This window comes from Pseudomonas sp. DR 5-09, assembly GCF_001655595.1.
Classification (GTDB): Bacteria; Pseudomonadota; Gammaproteobacteria; order Pseudomonadales; family Pseudomonadaceae; genus Aquipseudomonas; species Aquipseudomonas pharyngis.
This window is the reverse complement of record NZ_CP011566.1, coordinates 3,118,698-3,135,301: the sequence shown is the minus strand read 5'-3', so window position 1 is coordinate 3,135,301 and position 16,604 is coordinate 3,118,698. Positions and strand designations below refer to the sequence as shown.

At 59.6% G+C, this 16,604-nt stretch carries 18 protein-coding genes; 13 read left to right on the top strand and 5 right to left on the bottom strand.

The features are described 5' to 3' along the window. Both PDR5_RS14040 and PDR5_RS14035 read right to left on the bottom strand, forming a co-directional pair. Window positions 1-1,038 (bottom strand): alpha/beta hydrolase family protein, encoded by a 1,038-nt coding sequence (locus PDR5_RS14040; RefSeq protein ID WP_064596390.1) that lies wholly within the window; start codon window positions 1,036-1,038, stop codon window positions 1-3. A 235-nt stretch (window positions 1,039-1,273) separates the two neighbouring features. Next, the gene (locus PDR5_RS14035) at window positions 1,274-1,885 is read right to left on the bottom strand and encodes an FMN-dependent NADH-azoreductase (protein ID WP_039768205.1); all 612 of its coding nucleotides are present in this window, start codon (window positions 1,883-1,885) and stop codon (window positions 1,274-1,276) included. A 127-nt stretch (window positions 1,886-2,012) separates the two neighbouring features. Between PDR5_RS14035 and PDR5_RS14030 the strand changes: the two genes are divergently transcribed. Then, window positions 2,013-2,921: a LysR substrate-binding domain-containing protein gene (locus PDR5_RS14030; RefSeq protein ID WP_064596388.1), complete on the top strand. Its 909-nt coding sequence runs from the start codon at window positions 2,013-2,015 to the stop codon at window positions 2,919-2,921. Beyond that, entirely contained in the window at window positions 2,918-3,277 is a 360-nt protein-coding gene (locus tag PDR5_RS14025) for an MmcQ/YjbR family DNA-binding protein (protein WP_064596386.1), read from the top strand. Before PDR5_RS14030 ends, PDR5_RS14025 begins: the two co-directional genes overlap by 4 nt. Here the strand turns inward: PDR5_RS14025 and PDR5_RS14020 are convergent. Then, window positions 3,274-3,702 carry a DUF1294 domain-containing protein gene (locus PDR5_RS14020; protein WP_039768201.1) on the bottom strand — a complete coding sequence of 143 codons (429 nt, stop codon included), beginning with the start codon at window positions 3,700-3,702 and terminating at the stop codon, window positions 3,274-3,276. The genes PDR5_RS14025 and PDR5_RS14020 overlap by 4 nt on opposite strands. Beyond that, window positions 3,699-4,529 carry an undecaprenyl-diphosphate phosphatase gene (locus PDR5_RS14015; protein ID WP_039768199.1) on the bottom strand — a complete coding sequence of 277 codons (831 nt, stop codon included), beginning with the start codon at window positions 4,527-4,529 and terminating at the stop codon, window positions 3,699-3,701. Before PDR5_RS14015 ends, PDR5_RS14020 begins: the two co-directional genes overlap by 4 nt. 303 nt (window positions 4,530-4,832) lie before the next feature. Between PDR5_RS14015 and PDR5_RS14010 the strand changes: the two genes are divergently transcribed. The 9 genes from PDR5_RS14010 to PDR5_RS13970 all read left to right on the top strand — a co-directional run bounded on the left by PDR5_RS14010 (window position 4,833) and on the right by PDR5_RS13970 (window position 12,966). Further along, window positions 4,833-6,467: a methyl-accepting chemotaxis protein gene (locus PDR5_RS14010; RefSeq protein ID WP_064596384.1), complete on the top strand. Its 1,635-nt coding sequence runs from the start codon at window positions 4,833-4,835 to the stop codon at window positions 6,465-6,467. 81 nt (window positions 6,468-6,548) lie between these two features. Further along, on the top strand, window positions 6,549-7,112 hold the full coding sequence (gene pnuC, locus PDR5_RS14005) for a nicotinamide riboside transporter PnuC (RefSeq protein WP_064596382.1): 564 nt from the start codon (window positions 6,549-6,551) through the stop codon (window positions 7,110-7,112). Then, on the top strand, window positions 7,109-7,633 hold the full coding sequence (locus PDR5_RS14000; RefSeq protein ID WP_064596380.1) for an AAA family ATPase: 525 nt from the start codon (window positions 7,109-7,111) through the stop codon (window positions 7,631-7,633). Before pnuC ends, PDR5_RS14000 begins: the two co-directional genes overlap by 4 nt. A 357-nt stretch (window positions 7,634-7,990) precedes the next feature. Next, window positions 7,991-8,440: a hypothetical protein gene (locus tag PDR5_RS13995; RefSeq protein WP_064596378.1), complete on the top strand. Its 450-nt coding sequence runs from the start codon at window positions 7,991-7,993 to the stop codon at window positions 8,438-8,440. Window position 8,441: 1 nt separating this feature from the next. Further along, window positions 8,442-9,014: a hypothetical protein gene (locus PDR5_RS13990; protein ID WP_039768194.1), complete on the top strand. Its 573-nt coding sequence runs from the start codon at window positions 8,442-8,444 to the stop codon at window positions 9,012-9,014. A gap of 70 nt (window positions 9,015-9,084) precedes the next feature. Beyond that, a complete protein-coding gene (locus PDR5_RS13985; RefSeq protein ID WP_064596376.1) occupies window positions 9,085-10,083 on the top strand; it encodes a hypothetical protein in 999 nt (332 codons plus the stop codon). Window positions 10,084-10,145: 62 nt separating this feature from the next. Next, window positions 10,146-10,826 carry a C39 family peptidase gene (locus PDR5_RS13980; RefSeq protein ID WP_007957477.1) on the top strand — a complete coding sequence of 227 codons (681 nt, stop codon included), beginning with the start codon at window positions 10,146-10,148 and terminating at the stop codon, window positions 10,824-10,826. A 43-nt stretch (window positions 10,827-10,869) separates the two neighbouring features. After that, window positions 10,870-11,616 carry a hypothetical protein gene (locus tag PDR5_RS13975; RefSeq protein ID WP_064596374.1) on the top strand — a complete coding sequence of 249 codons (747 nt, stop codon included), beginning with the start codon at window positions 10,870-10,872 and terminating at the stop codon, window positions 11,614-11,616. A 45-nt stretch (window positions 11,617-11,661) separates the two neighbouring features. Next, complete coding sequence (locus tag PDR5_RS13970; RefSeq protein ID WP_011334008.1) at window positions 11,662-12,966, top strand: transporter; 1,305 nt, start codon at window positions 11,662-11,664, stop codon at window positions 12,964-12,966. Between the two features lie 82 nt (window positions 12,967-13,048). Here the strand turns inward: PDR5_RS13970 and PDR5_RS13965 are convergent, their stop codons facing one another. Then, window positions 13,049-14,374: a sigma-54 dependent transcriptional regulator gene (locus PDR5_RS13965; RefSeq protein ID WP_039768186.1), complete on the bottom strand. Its 1,326-nt coding sequence runs from the start codon at window positions 14,372-14,374 to the stop codon at window positions 13,049-13,051. Window positions 14,375-14,720: 346 nt separating this feature from the next. Here PDR5_RS13965 and PDR5_RS13960 point away from each other — a divergent pair, with 346 nt between their 5' ends. Continuing rightward, window positions 14,721-14,987 carry a hypothetical protein gene (locus tag PDR5_RS13960; protein WP_039768183.1) on the top strand — a complete coding sequence of 89 codons (267 nt, stop codon included), beginning with the start codon at window positions 14,721-14,723 and terminating at the stop codon, window positions 14,985-14,987. A 285-nt stretch (window positions 14,988-15,272) separates the two neighbouring features. Further along, window positions 15,273-16,562, top strand: a complete 1,290-nt coding sequence (locus PDR5_RS13955) for a hypothetical protein (RefSeq protein WP_064596372.1) — start codon at window positions 15,273-15,275, stop codon at window positions 16,560-16,562. The last annotated feature ends 42 nt before the right edge of the window (window positions 16,563-16,604 follow it).

The following is a 16,604-nucleotide window of genomic DNA, read 5'->3' as shown; positions in this document are numbered from 1 at the left end:
TCACTGATCCGCCGTCTGCATCCCCGCGCGGGTCGGCCTGCCCAAGGCATGGGAGAAGAACCGTCCGGCCTCGGAAATCAGGTTGCGGTGGATGTCTTCTCGATCGACCCCGTCCGCGTCGGTGCACAGCGCCGGCATCGCCCGGATCTGCTCATCATTGCATGGCGCCATGAACACGAAGTGCCCTGCCCCGGCCAGCAATTTGAAGTCGGGTGCGGTCGGCAGCTTGCGCGCCAGGGCCGCAGCGTTTTTATCGAAGGCCACCAGCTTGTCGCCGTCGCCGCTGTAGAGCAGAACCGGCACATGCACATCAGCCAAAGTGTGACGACCAAACTTCAGGCTCAGCGGCGCCATCAGCAGCAACGCATGCACGCGCGGATCGGCCACCGGTTGCAGATCGTCGCGGTCGACAATCAATTCGCCCTGGGTGTTGCAGGCGTCGCGGTCGTCCGGGCGCTCCTGGCAGTAACGGCGCAGGCGATCCAGATCCGGCTGCGCGCCGGACAGAATCAACGCTGTTTCGCCGCCCGCCGAATAGCCGATCACGCCGACCTGCTCGGCGTTCACGTACGGCGCGAGCATGCGATCGCCCAACGTCGCGGTAATGGCTTCGGAAATCTGGATCGGCCGGCCATAGAGATTGCTCAACGTACCGAGGCGGCTGTGATCCTTGGAGTTATCGCCGGGGTGAATCACCGCCACCACCACGAACCCCTTGCGTGCCAGTGACGTAGCCAGGTCGTGCAGCGCCAGCGGCGTGCCGGTGTTGCCGTGAGAGAGCATAAGCATCGGGAAACGGCCGATGGCGACTTTGGTGTCTTCGCCGGCCTCGACCGAATAACCTTCGAGCAGGCTCAGGTGTTCGCGGTCGCTGGAGGGATAGAACGCGATGGCGCGCATCGGTTGCAGGTCGAGCGGGTCGAGGAACGTCATCTCGTGATAGCCGACGCTCCAGCGCGGGTGCTGCCCGGGCGCAGCGTGCACTGAATTCAGGCTGCCGAGCAGGCAAATCAGTAACGCTGCACAAAGACGCATCATGGGATGCCCCACCCTGTTGTTACTCAATCGAAAGATCCGTTGTGTTCGACGCCCGAAATTCCGAAATTCGGTAACCCGGTGCGGCGTTGCACTCAGACGTTGATCATCAGACTGCATAACCCGGGCCAGATTATGTAACAGTCAGAAACAAAAAACTCCGTATCTGGCCCTTGCGGAACCAGAATACAGAGTTTTTGGAGATTTGCCTGAACAGGAGCTGTTCTTTACGCAAGCCTTACGCGGCGGCGAACAGCTGCTCGCTGATCTTCGCCTGAGCGGCGCTCATGGCGTTGTTGCGCACTTCTTCACCGTAGGCCAGGCCTTCGGCACGCACGACTTCGATGTCGGTGATGCCGAGGAAGCCAAAGACCAGTTTCAGGTAGTCTTCGTGTGCCACGCCCGAAGCTTGACCGGCGTGGATGCCGCCAGCGGTGGAAACGATCACTACTTTCTTGCCGCCGCACAGGCCTTCAGGGCCGGCTTCGGTGTAACGGAAGGTCTGGCCGGCGACGGCGATGCGGTCGATCCAGGCTTTGAGCTGGGTCGGCACGGTGAAGTTGTACATCGGTGCAGCGACGACGATGGCGTCAGCGGCGATGAATTCGGCCAGGGTGGTGGCGCTCAGTTCGGCTTCGTGCTGTTGTGCGGCGTTGCGCAGTTCAGCGGTGGTGCCGGCGGCAACCAGGGTGGTCGACGAGAAGTGGCTGATGGCATCAGCGGCCAGATCGCGGTAGGTCACAACAGCGCTTGGCTCGGCGGCTTGCCAGGCTTTAGTGACTTGACTGCTCAGCTGACGGGAAGCGGAGTTGTCGCCCAGAATGCTCGAATCGATGTGCAGCAGTTTCATGTGGAATCTCCTGGAATGAATCGCCGGTGGCGACGGAATGGAGACAATCCTACCGACGAAACCAATAGCTGATTAGACGGCAACAATGCGATAGTTTGTCCCACTGATAGAACAGTCGGGTTTCCCCATGCAAGACCTCAACGATCTCTACTATTTCGCCAAAGTGGTCGAGGCTGGCGGTTTCGCCGCCGCCGGCCGCTTGCTCGGCATTCCCAAGTCACGCCTGTCGCGGCGCATCGCCGAGCTGGAAGAACGCCTTGGCGCACGTTTGCTGCAACGCACCACCCGCCAATTGAAGCTGACGGCGGTCGGCGAACGCTATCTGCGTCACTGTCAGGCCATGCTGCTGGAAGCGGAAATGGCCGATGAAACAGTGGCCAGCATGTCCAGCGAGCCTCGCGGACGCTTGCGGGTTTCCAGTCCCACGGGGCTGGCCCATGAAATGCTCCCGGTGGTGATCAGCAATTTCCTTGGCAAATACCCTCAGGTGCAGCTGGAAGTCACCCTGATCAATCGACGGGTCGACCTGATCACCGAAGGCATCGACGTGGCCCTGCGCGTGCGCGAACACGGCGATGAAGAACCGATGCTGGTGACCCGCCGCCTGCGTCAGGCGCAGATGGTGGTGGTCGCAAGCCCTTCCTTTATGCAGGGCGTGGAAATCAATCATCCGCAGGACCTGAAGAACCTGCCGGTGCTGGGCGCTCTGGAAGCCGATCGCATGGTGCATGTGCGCCTGCTCGATCAGCACGGCAAGAGTTGCGATCTGGCGCTGGAAGCCCGGCTGGGCATCGACGATTTCATCGTGCGCAAGGCCTGTGTGCTGGCCGGCCAGGGTTTCACCCTGCTGCCGATGATGTATTGCGAAACGGAACTGAACAACGGCACGCTGGTGCAGTTGTTGCCTGATTGGTCACTGCCCGGCGGCTGGCTGCAAGCGGTGTATCCGCATCGGCGCGGGGTGATGCCGGCGGTGCGCGCGTGGATCGATCATCTGGTCGAATCGTTCAATGCCTGTGGAGAACGGCTGTTATGAAACAAGGAAAGATGAGCGAACAGGAGGTCGCGGACTTCTGCCTGGCCCTGCCCGGTGCCAGGGAAGACTACAAATGGGGTGGCGTGCGAGTGTTTTCGATTGCCGGCAACAAGATGTTCGCCTTGCAGGGACTGCGCGGTGATTCGCTGGCGTTCAAGGTCGACAAGGACCTGTTTCTCGGTCATTGCGACCGGCCGGGCATTCACCCGGCGCCGTACCTTGCCCGGGCGCAATGGATCATCATGCACCCGCCCTACCCGCTGGGCGCCGAGGAACTGCAAGGCTTGCTGCAGCGTTCCCACCAACTGGTGGTCAGCAAGCTGCCCAAGCGCGTGCAGGTCGGGCTGCTGCTTTAGAACAACGCCAGGAGGTTCGAACCGAGAAACAACTGATCGATCCAGAACACCTGATGTAAAGCCACAATCATCCAGAACAACACCTGAAACGACACCTTGCGCGTCTTGTGTCGGAAGACCTGCTGGGCGATCAATGCGCCCGGCCAGCCACCGGCCAGTTCCACCGCGTGCAGGATGTTTTCCGGTGTGCGCCAGGCGTCGGCGCGGGCCTTGCGCTTGTCCGCCCAGTACAGGAAAAACGCCAGCACGCTGACCAGCCCGTAGGCCGTCAGCGGTACCAGGGAAATCCCGCGCAGCCACATCGACAATGAGCCGAACAGTGGCAACGCGCAGACGATCAGCAGCACCACCAGTTTCAATTTCAAGTGCTGGATATTGCCACCGGAAGGACCGCGATCCGGGCGGCGTGCGCGGGAGTCGCTCATGGCTTGGCTGCCGTCCAGTCGACCCAGCCGAACTGCCACGTTGCCAGAATCACCAGACCGAAGACGATCCGGTACCAGGCAAACGCCGCGTAGCTATGGCTGCCGATGAACTTGAGCAGGCCGCGCACCGCGATCATGGCGAAGATAAACGCGGTGACGAAACCGATGGCGAATACCGGGAAGTCCGCCGGTACGAACAGGTCGCGATACTTGTAGCCCGAATACACCGCCGCACCGACCATGGTCGGCATCGCCAGGAAGAACGAGAACTCGGTGGCGGTCTTGCGCGACAGGCCGAACAACAGGCCGCCGATGATGGTCGAGCCGGAGCGCGAAGTGCCGGGGATCATCGCCAGGCACTGGGCGAAGCCGATCTTCAGCGCATCCGTCCAGCGAATCTCGTCGACCGTTTCGGCGTGCACTTCATGCTGACGCTGCTCGGCCCACAACATCACGATGCCGCCCACCACCAGCGCGGCGGCCACGGTGATCGGATTGAACAGGTAGTGGTGAATCAAGTCGGCGAAGACCACTCCCAGCACCACGGCGGGCAGGAAGGCGATCAGCAGGTTGGCGGTGAAGCGCCGCGCACTCGGCTGGGTCGGCAGGCCAATGACCACGTCGAGAATCTTGCGTCGGAATTCCCAGACCACCGCGAGAATCGCACCAAGCTGGATGATGATGTTGAACGCCATGGCCCGCTCGCCTCCGAAATCGAGCAAGTCGGCAACAATGATCTGGTGTCCGGTACTGGAAATGGGCAAAAACTCCGTCAGCCCCTCTACAACTCCTAGAATCAGTGCCTGCAAGGCCGTCCAAAGATCCATCAATCCCCCAGAGAGCGATGCACAGAGGCATGCCCCGATAGTATTTTTTACGTTCACTGCGTTCAGCGTAGCTGGTTAAAGCTGTACCGATTCCGCGCGCACAGGATCCACACGAAACAGTCAAAATTCCGTGAAAAATCATTTTCGATTCAGGTTTTCACGCGCGGGGCCGAAATCCTAACAGACAAGCCGTAATAGCGCTGCCGCGTTCTACGACTTGGGTCGCGTATGCCCGGTCACCGAAACGTGGTTGGATGCTGGCGGTGGTTTATTACAAGAAAAAGAATCCGGAGTGACAGCGTTATGAACAGCTTGCGCAGTGTGTCGATCAGCCGACGCTTGTGGCTCATCTTGATTGTGGCCGTGGTCATGCTGTTGACGTTGGGCGTGTTGATGCTCAAGCAGATCCATGATGACCTCTACCACGCCAAGGCCCAGAAAACCCAGCATGTGGTGCAGACCGCCAGCGGTTTGCTGACTTACTACCAAGGCCTCGAAGCCGCAGGAACCCTGACCCGCGATGTGGCACAGAAACAGGCGCTGACCGCGATCCGTGGCCTGCGCTATGACCAGAACGACTATTTCTGGATCAACGACCTCACGCCCGTGATGGTCATGCACCCGACCAATCCCAAGCTCGAAGGCCAGAACCTCTCGGCGATCCGCGACCCGGACGGCTTTGCGGTGTTCAATGAAATGGTCGCCATCGCCAAGGCCAAGGGCGCCGGCATGGTCGACTATCGCTGGCCCAAGCCCGGTGCCAGTGAACCGGTGGCCAAGACCTCTTACGTGAAATTGTTCGAGCCATGGGGCTGGGTCATCGGTTCGGGCGTGTACGTCGACGACGTGCAGGCCGAGTTCCAGGACCAGGTGATCAAGGCATCCGTGGTCGGACTGGTCATCGCGGTGATCATGGCGCTGCTGGTGATTCTGATTGCCCGCAGCATCGTTCGTCCGTTGCAGGAAACCGTGAACGCCATGGCCAACATCGCCAGCGGCGAAAGCGATCTGACCCGCAGCCTCGACACCCACGGCCAGGACGAAGTCACTCAGTTGGCGCATCACTTCAATGCCTTCACCGCCAAACTGCGCCGGGTGATCGGGGACTTGCAGCTATCCGCCAGTGCATTGGGCCAATCGTCCAGCGAGCTGGGCAACGATGCTGCGCAGGCCCAGCAACGCAGCCAGCAGCAGTCGCAGCAGATGGAGCTGGTAGCCACTGCCGTCAACGAAGTGACCTACGGCGTACAGGACGTGGCGAAGAACGCCGAACACGCCGCCAGCGAAATGCGTGACGCCGAAGCCCAGGCCCAGCAGGGCCAGATCAACATCGACGGCAGCCTGCAACAGATCGACAAGCTCTCCGGCACCATCGATCAAGCGGTGGAAGTCATCCGCACGCTGGCGACTGAAAGCACGCAGATCGGCAGCGTGCTGGAGGTGATCCGCTCGATCGCCGAGCAGACCAACCTGCTCGCCCTCAACGCCGCCATTGAAGCGGCTCGGGCCGGCGAACAGGGTCGCGGGTTTGCAGTGGTGGCCGACGAAGTGCGTTTGCTGGCGCAGCGCACGCAGAAGTCCACGGCAGAAATCCAGACCATGATCGAACGTCTGCAAAATCATTCCGAAGCCGCCGTGAAGGTGATCGGTGACAGCAGCAAAGCTTCGCAACTGACCATCGAACAGGCCGGTCTGGCCAGCGCCAGCCTGAACGCGATCGGCCAGGCCCTGCGTAACCTCAACGGCTTGAACGCCTCGATTGCCAGCGCAACGCTGCAGCAGGCGCACGTGGTCGAAGACATCAACCAGAACGTTACCCAGGCGGCGGGTTTGTCTCACAGCACGGCACTGGCGGCCGAGCAGTCGAGCGTGGCGAGTGTGAAACTCGGCCAGCTCAGCGAACAACTGAACGGGCTGCTGCGCCAGTTCCGCGTCTGATCCCTGCAACAGGTGGGAACTCGTTTCCCACCTGTTTTTCGGTACAATCCGCTCCCTTCCCAACTCCCCCAAGGATCCTGCATGTCCGGGCTAGAACTGTTTGCCGCCGCCCTCGGCGTGATCGCCGTGTGGCTCACGGTCAAACAGAATCCGTGGTGCTGGCCGATCGGACTGGTCATGGTGTCGCTCTACACCTGGGTTTTCCTCGAGGTGAAACTGTATTCGGACATGCTGCTGCAGGTCGTGTATGCCGGGCTGCAAATCTATGGCTGGTGGCAATGGACGCGCGCCGGGACGATGCATGACGGGCGTGAAGTCAGCCGGCTCGACAATCGCTCGATTGCGCAGGGCCTGGCCATCGGTGCGGTGGGCAGTCTGCTGCTGGGCGCGGCCATGGCCCATTGGACCGACGCGGCGCAACCGTGGCTCGACGCAGCGCTGACCGGTTTCAGCCTGGTCGCGCAATTCTGGATGGCCCACAAACGCCTGCAATGCTGGGCGCTGTGGTGTGTGCTGGATGTGATCTTCGTTGGCCTCTTCCTCTATAAAGGGCTGTACCTCACGGCGGCGCTGTATGCCCTGTTCACCCTGATCGCGGTGCAAGGCTGGCGCGAATGGCGTGCCGATCCGGCGTTGCAACGATGAAAGTGATTGTCCTGACCGGTCCCGAGTCTACGGGCAAGAGCTGGCTGGCGGCCGGGCTTCAGCAACGGTTCGGCGGCCTGCGGGTGGACGAATACGTGCGCTGGTTCATCGAACAGAATCCACGGGACACCTGCCTGGCCGACATCCCCGAGATCGCGCGCGGCCAGTTGCAATGGGAAGACGCAGCGCGCGCGCAGCAGCCGCGCCTGTTGATTCTCGACACGCATCTGCTGAGCAACATGCTGTGGAGCCAGACCTTGTTCAGCGACTGCCCGCCCTGGCTGGAAACCGAGTTGCTGGCGCGGCATTACGACCTGCACCTGCTCCTGTCCCCGGAGCAGATCGAGTGGACGGACGATGGCCAGCGCTGCCAGCCCGACTTGAGCGAACGGCTCGCGTTCTATCAGGTGACCCGGACATGGCTGGAAAACCATCACCAACCCTTGCAGATCATCAAGGGCGACTGGGCCGAACGCCAGCAGCGGGCCTTCGATGCGGTGCACACCCTGCTCGCGGACTGACCCGATTTGCGGGGCGTTTGACCCGCAGTATCCCCCTGCTTTGGGGGAAAAGTGTCCATTCCTGAAACACTCCTTCAGGTGCAAAGTGCCCGTCTCAAGGCCCTTCATCCCTTTGTCATCCGACTTGTTACGCCACTGAAACACCTGCGCGCAAACCCTTGGTCCAGAGCTTTGCACTGTCTTTAACGGGTTGCGCAGGCAGTGTTTTGTTTCATCGATGAAACAGCTGTTGTATCAGCCCGACGCTCAATCCACTCAACACATTGAAACTCAAAGACATTTTAAAAGCGGCACAGCTTTCGCTCTCTCCTTCACAACGCTGACCAGGCCCAGCCCACTGAAGAAGGAATTGCCGCCGTGGGGAATATCAAAAAAGCCTTTACCTGCCTTCTGCTGATCGGATCAGCCGCCAGCCCCTTTCTCAGTTTCAACGTTCAGGCCGAAGGCAATGGCGTGATCGTGCTCAATCGTGATGTCCAGCCGATCCCGATCGGTCGCAGCGGTGGCAAAGACCCCTATCCCACCACCGTCAATGCCAACCCGTCTGCCCGCATCAATTCGACGCTCAGCAATACCGAACTCAGTGATGGTGACTTTGCCCGTGTAGCCAGCGGCTCTTCCATCCGCGGCAACATCAACACCCCCAGCTCAAACCTGCCCGGCATGAACAACCTGACCAACCAGAACGGCCTGCCCGGCATGAGCGGCGGTCATGGCGGCGGTGCCGGCAGCTCGATTTCCAATACCGTAAACCGCGCGATGAGTTCCGGTCTCGCTCCGTTGACCCGCATGGCTGGAGGCCAGTGACATGAATCGTTCCCTGCTCCTGCTTGCCCTGCTCGGCTGCTCCAGTGTGATGGCCGATCCCAGCGCTGTGAACAACGCGAACATTCAAGACTCCGGTGCTCAGTACCGCGGCAACTTCAACGTCAACCAGGCCGCTGGCGATCAGATGCAGCAGGCCAACGTCAAGGCGATTGCCATTGGCACCGAGTCCCACGCCAGGACCAGCGTGCAGCAGAAAATCGACACCCCCGCCGACCGCTCGATCAACGCGAGCGCCAACATCGGCGGCACCTCTTTCAGTAACGGCAACGGGATCCTTGGCGTGAACCAAGGCGCCGGGGCCAACAACCAGATGGCCAACGTCACGCGCGTCAGCATCAGTGCTGGCCCGCAGGCCGTTGACGATAGCGCCCTTTCCCAACAGAACGTGGCGTTGTTACCGAGCTCAGGAGCAACTGGCACCTCACCCGGCAGTCGCCAGGTCACGACAAGTGATCAGGCCTTCACCGGCAGCCGAGGGGTAATCCAGGTGAACCAGAGTGCCGGGGTGGGGAACCGAATGGCTAACACCCTGAGCATCCGGGTCGCTGACTGACCCAAACAACAAAAGCAGTGCAATTAGAAAGTACCAACACTTAACCAACTAATAAGCACGGAGAAACACCATGAAACCTACAATGGCCCTCAAACCACTGGTTTTCGCACTTGCAGCAGTGATGGCAATCGCAGCACAGGCAGGCGGTCGTGATGATGATCACGGTCATGGTAACGGGCACGGCAACGGTCATGGCAACCATGGTCCGAAAGGCCCAACCCTGGAACAACTGCTGCAAATTACCGCCGGCGCCGGCGCTGCAGTGCTCGATGCACAAAACAGCGATGGCAACGTGGTGAAAAACCAGGGCACCGTCAACAATGCCAACGCCAGTGACTCGCTCAATGGCTCCAACGGCAACATGGGCGCCAACGTTGCAGCCGGTGACGGCAACCAGCAAGACAACGCCGCGGCCCTGGCTACCGCCGACGAAAGCTTCATCTTCGGCACCGCTGTTGCTGCCTCGAGTGCCACTCAAGTCAACAACAACAACTATGTGAAAAACTCGTCCACCTTCAATAACGCCACGCTCAACAATGCAGGCAACAATGGTTCCGGCAACATCGGTATCAACGTGACTTCCGGCAACTTCAACCAACAGAAAAACAATCTGGCAATCGCCGTATCGGGTGGTCGTGTAGCCACTGCCGCTGCTGCTGCCAACCAGTCCTCCACTGGCCTGGTCGTCGACAACAAAGGCGTGCAGACCTACAAAAAAGACACCCTTACCGGTACCTTCGCAGCCGCTGGCGTGTTCAAGGCCAAAGGCACTGCGACCATCGAAGACGATGACCACCACGGTGGTTATGGCAATCGTGGCGGCGGCCACGGCGGCAACGATGACCAGAAAGCCAAGTTCGAAGCCGTGGGTACCTTTGGCCTCGCTGGCGTCACCACTCAGCAAGTGCTGACCAAAGATGGCTGGAAAGCACCTGTTGTGAACAATGCCAACATGACCAATTCGATGAACAACTTCTCCGGCAACGGCGGAGCCAACGTCTCGGCGGGTGTGGGCAACCAACAAAGCAACTCGCTGTCCATCGCTGCAGGTTGCAAAGCCTGCATGTAATCGCGATCGAAACGAAAGCCCCGGAAACGGGGCTTTTCCTCAGTCCCAAAGGCGTATCGATCATGCGTAAGACTGCCCTCCTCGCTCTGCTTTGCTTCTGCGGCCTGACCCAGGCTGCCCAGATGCCCGTTGCCGCCCTGCCTGGCGGCACACTCGTCTACAAGAACGTGCAAAGCATTCGTGAGCGCAAGTTTGCCGACATCGTCGAACAGAAAACCGACTTCAGTTGCGGCGCCGCCGCTCTGGCGACGGTATTGCGCCAGGCCTATTGGCTCGACGTCGATGAAGAGCACATCATCAAAGGCATGCTGGTCAACGCTGACCAGGACCTTGTCCGTACTCAAGGTTTCTCCATGCTCGACATGAAGCGCTACATAGAAAGCATCGGCATGCGCGCCAGGGGCTACAAGATTCCACCGGAAAAACTCGACGCAGTCACGATCCCGGTGGTGGTACTGATGGAAATTCGCGGCTACAAGCATTTCGTGGTGATGCAGCGGGCGGACAAGGATTGGGTTTACATCGGAGACCCGGTTTTAGGACACAAACGCTACTCCCATGATGACTTTGTCAAAGGTTGGAACGGCATTGTCTTTGCCATCGTCGGCCCCGGATATGACAAGGCCAATGCCTTGCGCAGCCCTCCGGTACCGGTGACGGCCAAAAACAAGCTGGATGCCTTCAACCCGGTCAAAGATGCTGAATTGATGGACTTCGGGTTCATACAGAGCGACTTCTTTTAATCGCCGATTACAAGAGTGGGGCTGGATGTCCCGGGAGCAGCAGATGAAAACCTCATACTGGCTGGCCGCCGCCTGCCTGGCAGCAAGCGCGTCAGGCTATGCCAATGCAGGATTCAAACCCATCGAAATCAAGGACCAGGAGCTCGCAGAGCTGCGCGGTCGTTATGTCATGCCGGGGCGGATCATCAGCTTCGGTGTCGTCATGAGCAGTACCTGGCGCAACGCCAGTGGAGATCTGATCGGGGCATCGGCCTCGATGCAATTGCAGGCCGCTTCGGTCAAACCTGAATTCTACGTCTCGACCATCAAGGAACACGGCAATGGCAGTACCCCGGAACTGGGGACTGGCAATGTCATTGGTGGCGCAGCCCTGAACACCTCGCAAGGCGTCACGCAAAGCGTACGCGCGGCGGGCGACAGCAATACCGCTTACAACAACGTTGCGATCAACGTCAAAGAGGCCAGTCAGGCCCCCGCCCTGGTGCCTGCCCAAGGGCAAGCTCTTACAGCCGGTCAGACCATCACCGGCAGCAACGCCGCCGGGAGTGTTGCAGTCTCTGCCACCGGCGGCGGCGTTCAAATGGCCATTCAGGCCAGCGGCAACCAGGGCACAGCACTGCAACAGGTCGCTCAGAGCGGGCTGCTGCAAAACACCCGTTTGCTGGGCAATGCAAACGTAGTCAACAACCTGACACAACTCAACGTTGTCCTGAACAATAACGGCAGAAGTGCCGGCGCACTGGACTGCAACCTGACTCAACTCGGGGCGCTACGCAATATCGGATATTGAACTACGCTGAGTCTCGATCATTGGGCTTAAAGGGACGGCTTATTCATGTATCGATCAGTATCACTGCGTGCTGCTGTATGTTTGAGTACTCTTCTACCCGCGGCAATGTTGCAAGCTGCACCCGACGCCGATGTAGAAGCCCTGAAACAGGAACTTCTGGAGCTTAAGCAACGATACGAAGTACAACAGAAAGCCCTGGCGGTGCTCGAACAGCGAGTCCGCCAGGTCGAAGAGCAACCCGCTTCTCCACCCCCAAAACGCTTGGCCAAATCGCCTTCGGACATGAAAGGCAACCGGGTGGCTGCGGGGACCGGGGCTGCAGCAGCGTCGGGGGGCGCCGCCGGGGGCAGTGGCGCATCCTACGGCCAGTCGCTGGCCGACGATTCGCAACCGGCACAGAGTGTGTCCAACCTGTACGACGAAGCCAGCGGTTTCTTCGGCGGCGGCAAATTCAGCTTTGAAACCGGCGTGACCTATTCGCGATATGACACCCGCCAGCTGATTCTCAACGGCTTCCTCGCCCTGGACTCGATTTTTCTCGGCAACATCAACCTCGACCGGATCAAGGCCGATACCTGGACGCTGGACCTGACGGGGCGCTACAACTTCGACAATCGCTGGCAGTTCGACCTGAACGTGCCGGTGGTCTACCGTGAATCGACCTATCAGTCCGGCGGCGGCAACGGCGGCGCCTCCAACGTCACCACCGAACAGGACGTCAGCCGCGACCCGACTCTGGGCGACGTCAACTTCGGCATTGCGTACAAGTTCCTGGACGAGTCGGTCAATACCCCGGACGCCGTGGTTTCCTTGCGGGTCAAGGCGCCTACCGGCAAGGACCCGTTCGGGATCAAGCTGCGCCAGACCGATGCCAACTCGAACCTGTTTGTGCCTGACACCCTGCCCACCGGCAACGGCGTCTGGTCGATCACCCCGGGCATCTCGCTGGTCAAGACGTTTGACCCGGCCGTGCTGTTCGGCAGCCTGTCCTACACCCATAACTTCGAGGAATCGTTCGACGACATCAGTTCGACCGTCAACCAGAAAAACCCGGGCAAGGTCCGCATCGGCGACAGCTTCCAGATCGGCGCGGGTGTTGCCTTCGCACTGAACGAGAAGATGAGTATGTCGTTCTCTGTCTCGGACCTGGTGCAACGCAAGAGCAAGCTGAAACAGGATGGCGGAGATTGGGAATCGGTGGTGTCCAGCGACGCCAACGCCGGTTACTTCAACGTCGGCATGACCATCGCGGCCACCGACAACCTGACCATCGTGCCCAACCTGTCCATCGGCATGACGGACGATGCCCCGGACTTCTCCTTCAGCCTGAAATTCCCGTACTACTTCTAAACCGCAACATCATGAAAAGGCCCGCTGCGACTTGCATCGCAGCGGGCCTTTTCAGCTTCCCGGGCCAGGGAAGCGCCGCGCCCTAGCGGATCTGGTGCTTGTGCAGCAAACGGTAGAAAGTCGGCCGGGAAACCCCCAGCACTTTGGCGGCAACACTGAGGTTGTCACTGTGGCGGTTCAATACATCGCAAAGGGCCTGGCGTTCGGCGCGGGTCTTGTAGTCTTCAAGGGTGCCCATGGGTGCCGCGATCGACTGCTGGCTGATCAGCCCCAGGTCACGGGCCTCGATCTGCCGTCCTTCGGCCAGCACCAGCCCCCGACGCACGCGGTTGGCCAGTTCGCGGACATTGCCCGGCCAGTCGTGCTTGCCCATGGCAATCAGCGCATCTTCACTGAAGCTGCGCGGACGACGGCCGGTTTCGTGACTGTAGAAATGGGAAAAATGGTTGGCCAGCATCGACAGATCGCCGTGGCGCTCGCGTAACGGCGCGGTCACTACTTGCAGCACATTGAGCCGGTAGTACAAATCCTCACGAAAGCGCTTCTTCTCGATGGCGGCCTCAAGGTCGACGTGAGTCGCTGCCAACACCCGCACATCAACCGGGATCGGTTGACTGCCGCCGACCCGTTCAATGTGTTTTTCCTGAAGAAAGCGCAACAGATTGGCTTGCAGTTCCAGTGGCAGATCGCCGATTTCATCGAGAAACAAGGTGCCGCCGTTGGCTGCTTCGATACGTCCGACCTTGCGCTGATGGGCGCCGGTGAACGCGCCTTTCTCGTGGCCGAACAGCTCGGACTGGATCAAATGTTCGGGAATTGCCCCACAGTTGATCGCCACGAAAGGTTTGCTGTGGCGCTGCGACTGCCGGTGCAGGGTCCGGGCGACGAGTTCTTTACCGGTCCCGCTTTCTCCGCGAATAAGCACTGGCGACTCGGTGGGAGCCAGTTTACTCAACAGTTTGCGCAGCTCGCGGATCGGTTTGCTGTCGCCCAGCAGCTCGTGCTCCGGCTGATCGACATGAATCGTGCCCTGGCCACGCAGGCGCGCCATGCCGAACGCCCGGCCGAGGGTGACCTGCACCCGGGAGACGTCGAACGGCAAGGTATGGAAATCGAAAAACCATTCGCAGACGAAGTCGCCGACGTTCTGCAAGCGCAGCACCTCCTGATTCAGCACGGCGATCCATTCGGTGCCGCTGCGGCTGATCAGTTCTTTGACGGCTTCGGGACGTTCCAGGTGGAAGGGCTGTAAACGCAGCAAGCCGACATCGCAACTTCGATCGGCGGCATTTTCCAGGCTGCAACTGTCGACGTCCCAACCCACGGCACGCAAACCCGGCAACAATCGGTGACAGTCGTCGCACGGGTCGACGACCAGTAAACGTCGTAATGCAGGCGCTTCGTTCATGACTGTTCCTTGGCGCCAAATTTTAGGAAATGATCGTAAAAACAGTCATTTGGCGAACCTGACTGTTACATTAGCAAGAATTTGACGGGGCCTTGTATCGATTGCTTATAGGTGTACAAGTGAAGCAGTTATAAGAAAGCGCTTTATTAGTTAGCTATCGACTTGATTCTTTCGCCAAGCTTTCAAAAACAGGTCGAAATATTGAAGGTATGAAAGAAATTCGAAATTTCTTCAAATCCGGTGTGACCTGCCAACGGGTTGCGTGCATCAGTACAAGTAACTCGCCGAACGGTAAGCCCAACCGACGGCACATCACTTGACTGGGCACTTAAAGAGAGAAGACCCCATGACCGCCCCGCTCCGTATCAACGAAGCTCTTTTGATTGCCAACCGCGCATTTGAACCGTTTCAATGCGTCGCCTGGGCCCCACAAGATGGCAATGGCGAACTTTGCCTCACCGTGATCGACCGCACCAACTCCCACATCGGTCGCACCCAGATCCCAAGCAGTGCCTACTCTGATCCAGCGCAACTTGAACACCTGTTGCAACAAGCCCGCGCCGAACTGAGCGAAGAAGGCTATGCATTGCAGTCCTGGTCGATGCCACACTGATAGTTGCGGGTAATGCGGATGACGCTCAAGTCATCCGCCCTCTTCTGTTAGTTGCCAATCTTTTTCCAACTTCAGTCTTTTTGTACAACTTTCCTCAATACTTTCGCGCCTGAATACTTGGCAGGCTTGCGACTGGTTCAAAAAGACACTGTTCTGGCACAGTGCGACTCTCCACCTGTTAGTTCTGTCAGTTGTACTTGCGCGTATTCAGGGATTGAATGTCTCGCTCATGCAGTTACCCGTTCCGCCTCCCGGAAATCGGTCGACTCGCAAGGAGAAGCATGCATGTCAACCCAGACCGCCATCGCGTTGCCGACGCTAGCGAAAAACGCCGGACAACTCGACAAAACTTTTTCCAGTAATGGCGTGGCGCAGGTTTACTTCGCCGGCAGCACGTCCAGCCTGACCCAGAGCGTGGCACTTGATGCGCAAGGTCGGATTCTGGTCGCCGCCAAAGTCGGCACGGCTCAGGGCAACTGCTTCGGTCTGGCCCGCTTGCTCGGGGACGGATCGGCGGACCTTGGTTTCGGCAATCAAGGCAGCGTGATCGGCCGGTTCGCCAGCGGATTCGAAGCGACGGGCAGCAAGGTTCAGGTCTTGCCCGACGGGCGGATTCTGCTGGCAGGCCTGCACTATGAATCGGAACACTGCACCCTTCCCGCCCTGGCCCTGTTCGACGCCCAAGGCCGGCCTGACCCGGACTTCGGCGACAACGGCCGACAAATCGTTCGCTTGCCCGGCGACCTGTCCATGGGCACCCGCGACGCCTGGCTCCCGCCGGGCGTTCCGGGCGCCGAAGCCTGCGATTTTGCGGTGCAACCGGACGGACGTATCCTGTTGATCGCCAACCATCACTTCGAACTGGCCGATCACGTCGGCATGCTGATCCGCCTCACACCCGATGGCAGACTCGACCCGTCGTTCAACGGTCGCGGCTTCGTCATGGTTCGCCACTTGCTGCTCAATACCTGGCTCGGCAGCGTGCTGCTGCAAGGAGACGGAAGAATTGTGGTGGCCGGCTCCATCGATTTCCCACAGGAAGGTCTGCTCGCCCGCTACCTGCCGGACGGCCAGCTCGATGAACGTTTTGCGGTGGACGGCTTCATGGCCTTCAAAGTCCAAGGGCACAGTGCCCTGGTCAATCAGGTCATCCAGTCGGCGGAGCATTTGCATTGTTTTGGCAGCAGCCGCGATCCGATTCGATGCATGGCGCAGTCTGTCCATGGCAACGGCCGCCCTGACCTGCACTGCAACGGTGGTCAACCGCATTTGCTGGCAATCGGCTCCAGCGGCTGCCAGTGGAGCGCGGCGCAGGTAATGCCGGACGGACGCATGATCGCGGTTGGCGCGACGATCGGCGGTGTTGAAGCCGATTTCATCGTCGCCCGCTATCTGGCCAACGGCAGCCTTGATCGAAGCTTCGGTTCCGGTAATGGCTGGTTGCGCACGCGACTGGGGCGCAGCCTCGATACGGCCACCTCGGTGGCGATACAGCCTGACGGGGGAATTCTGGTGGGCGGCTATTCGCTGGATGGCAACTACCGTGCGATGGTGGCGCGGTATCTGAATCACTGATGCGAATCCGACTGCACTTGATCTTGCCCATCGCTTACGGCA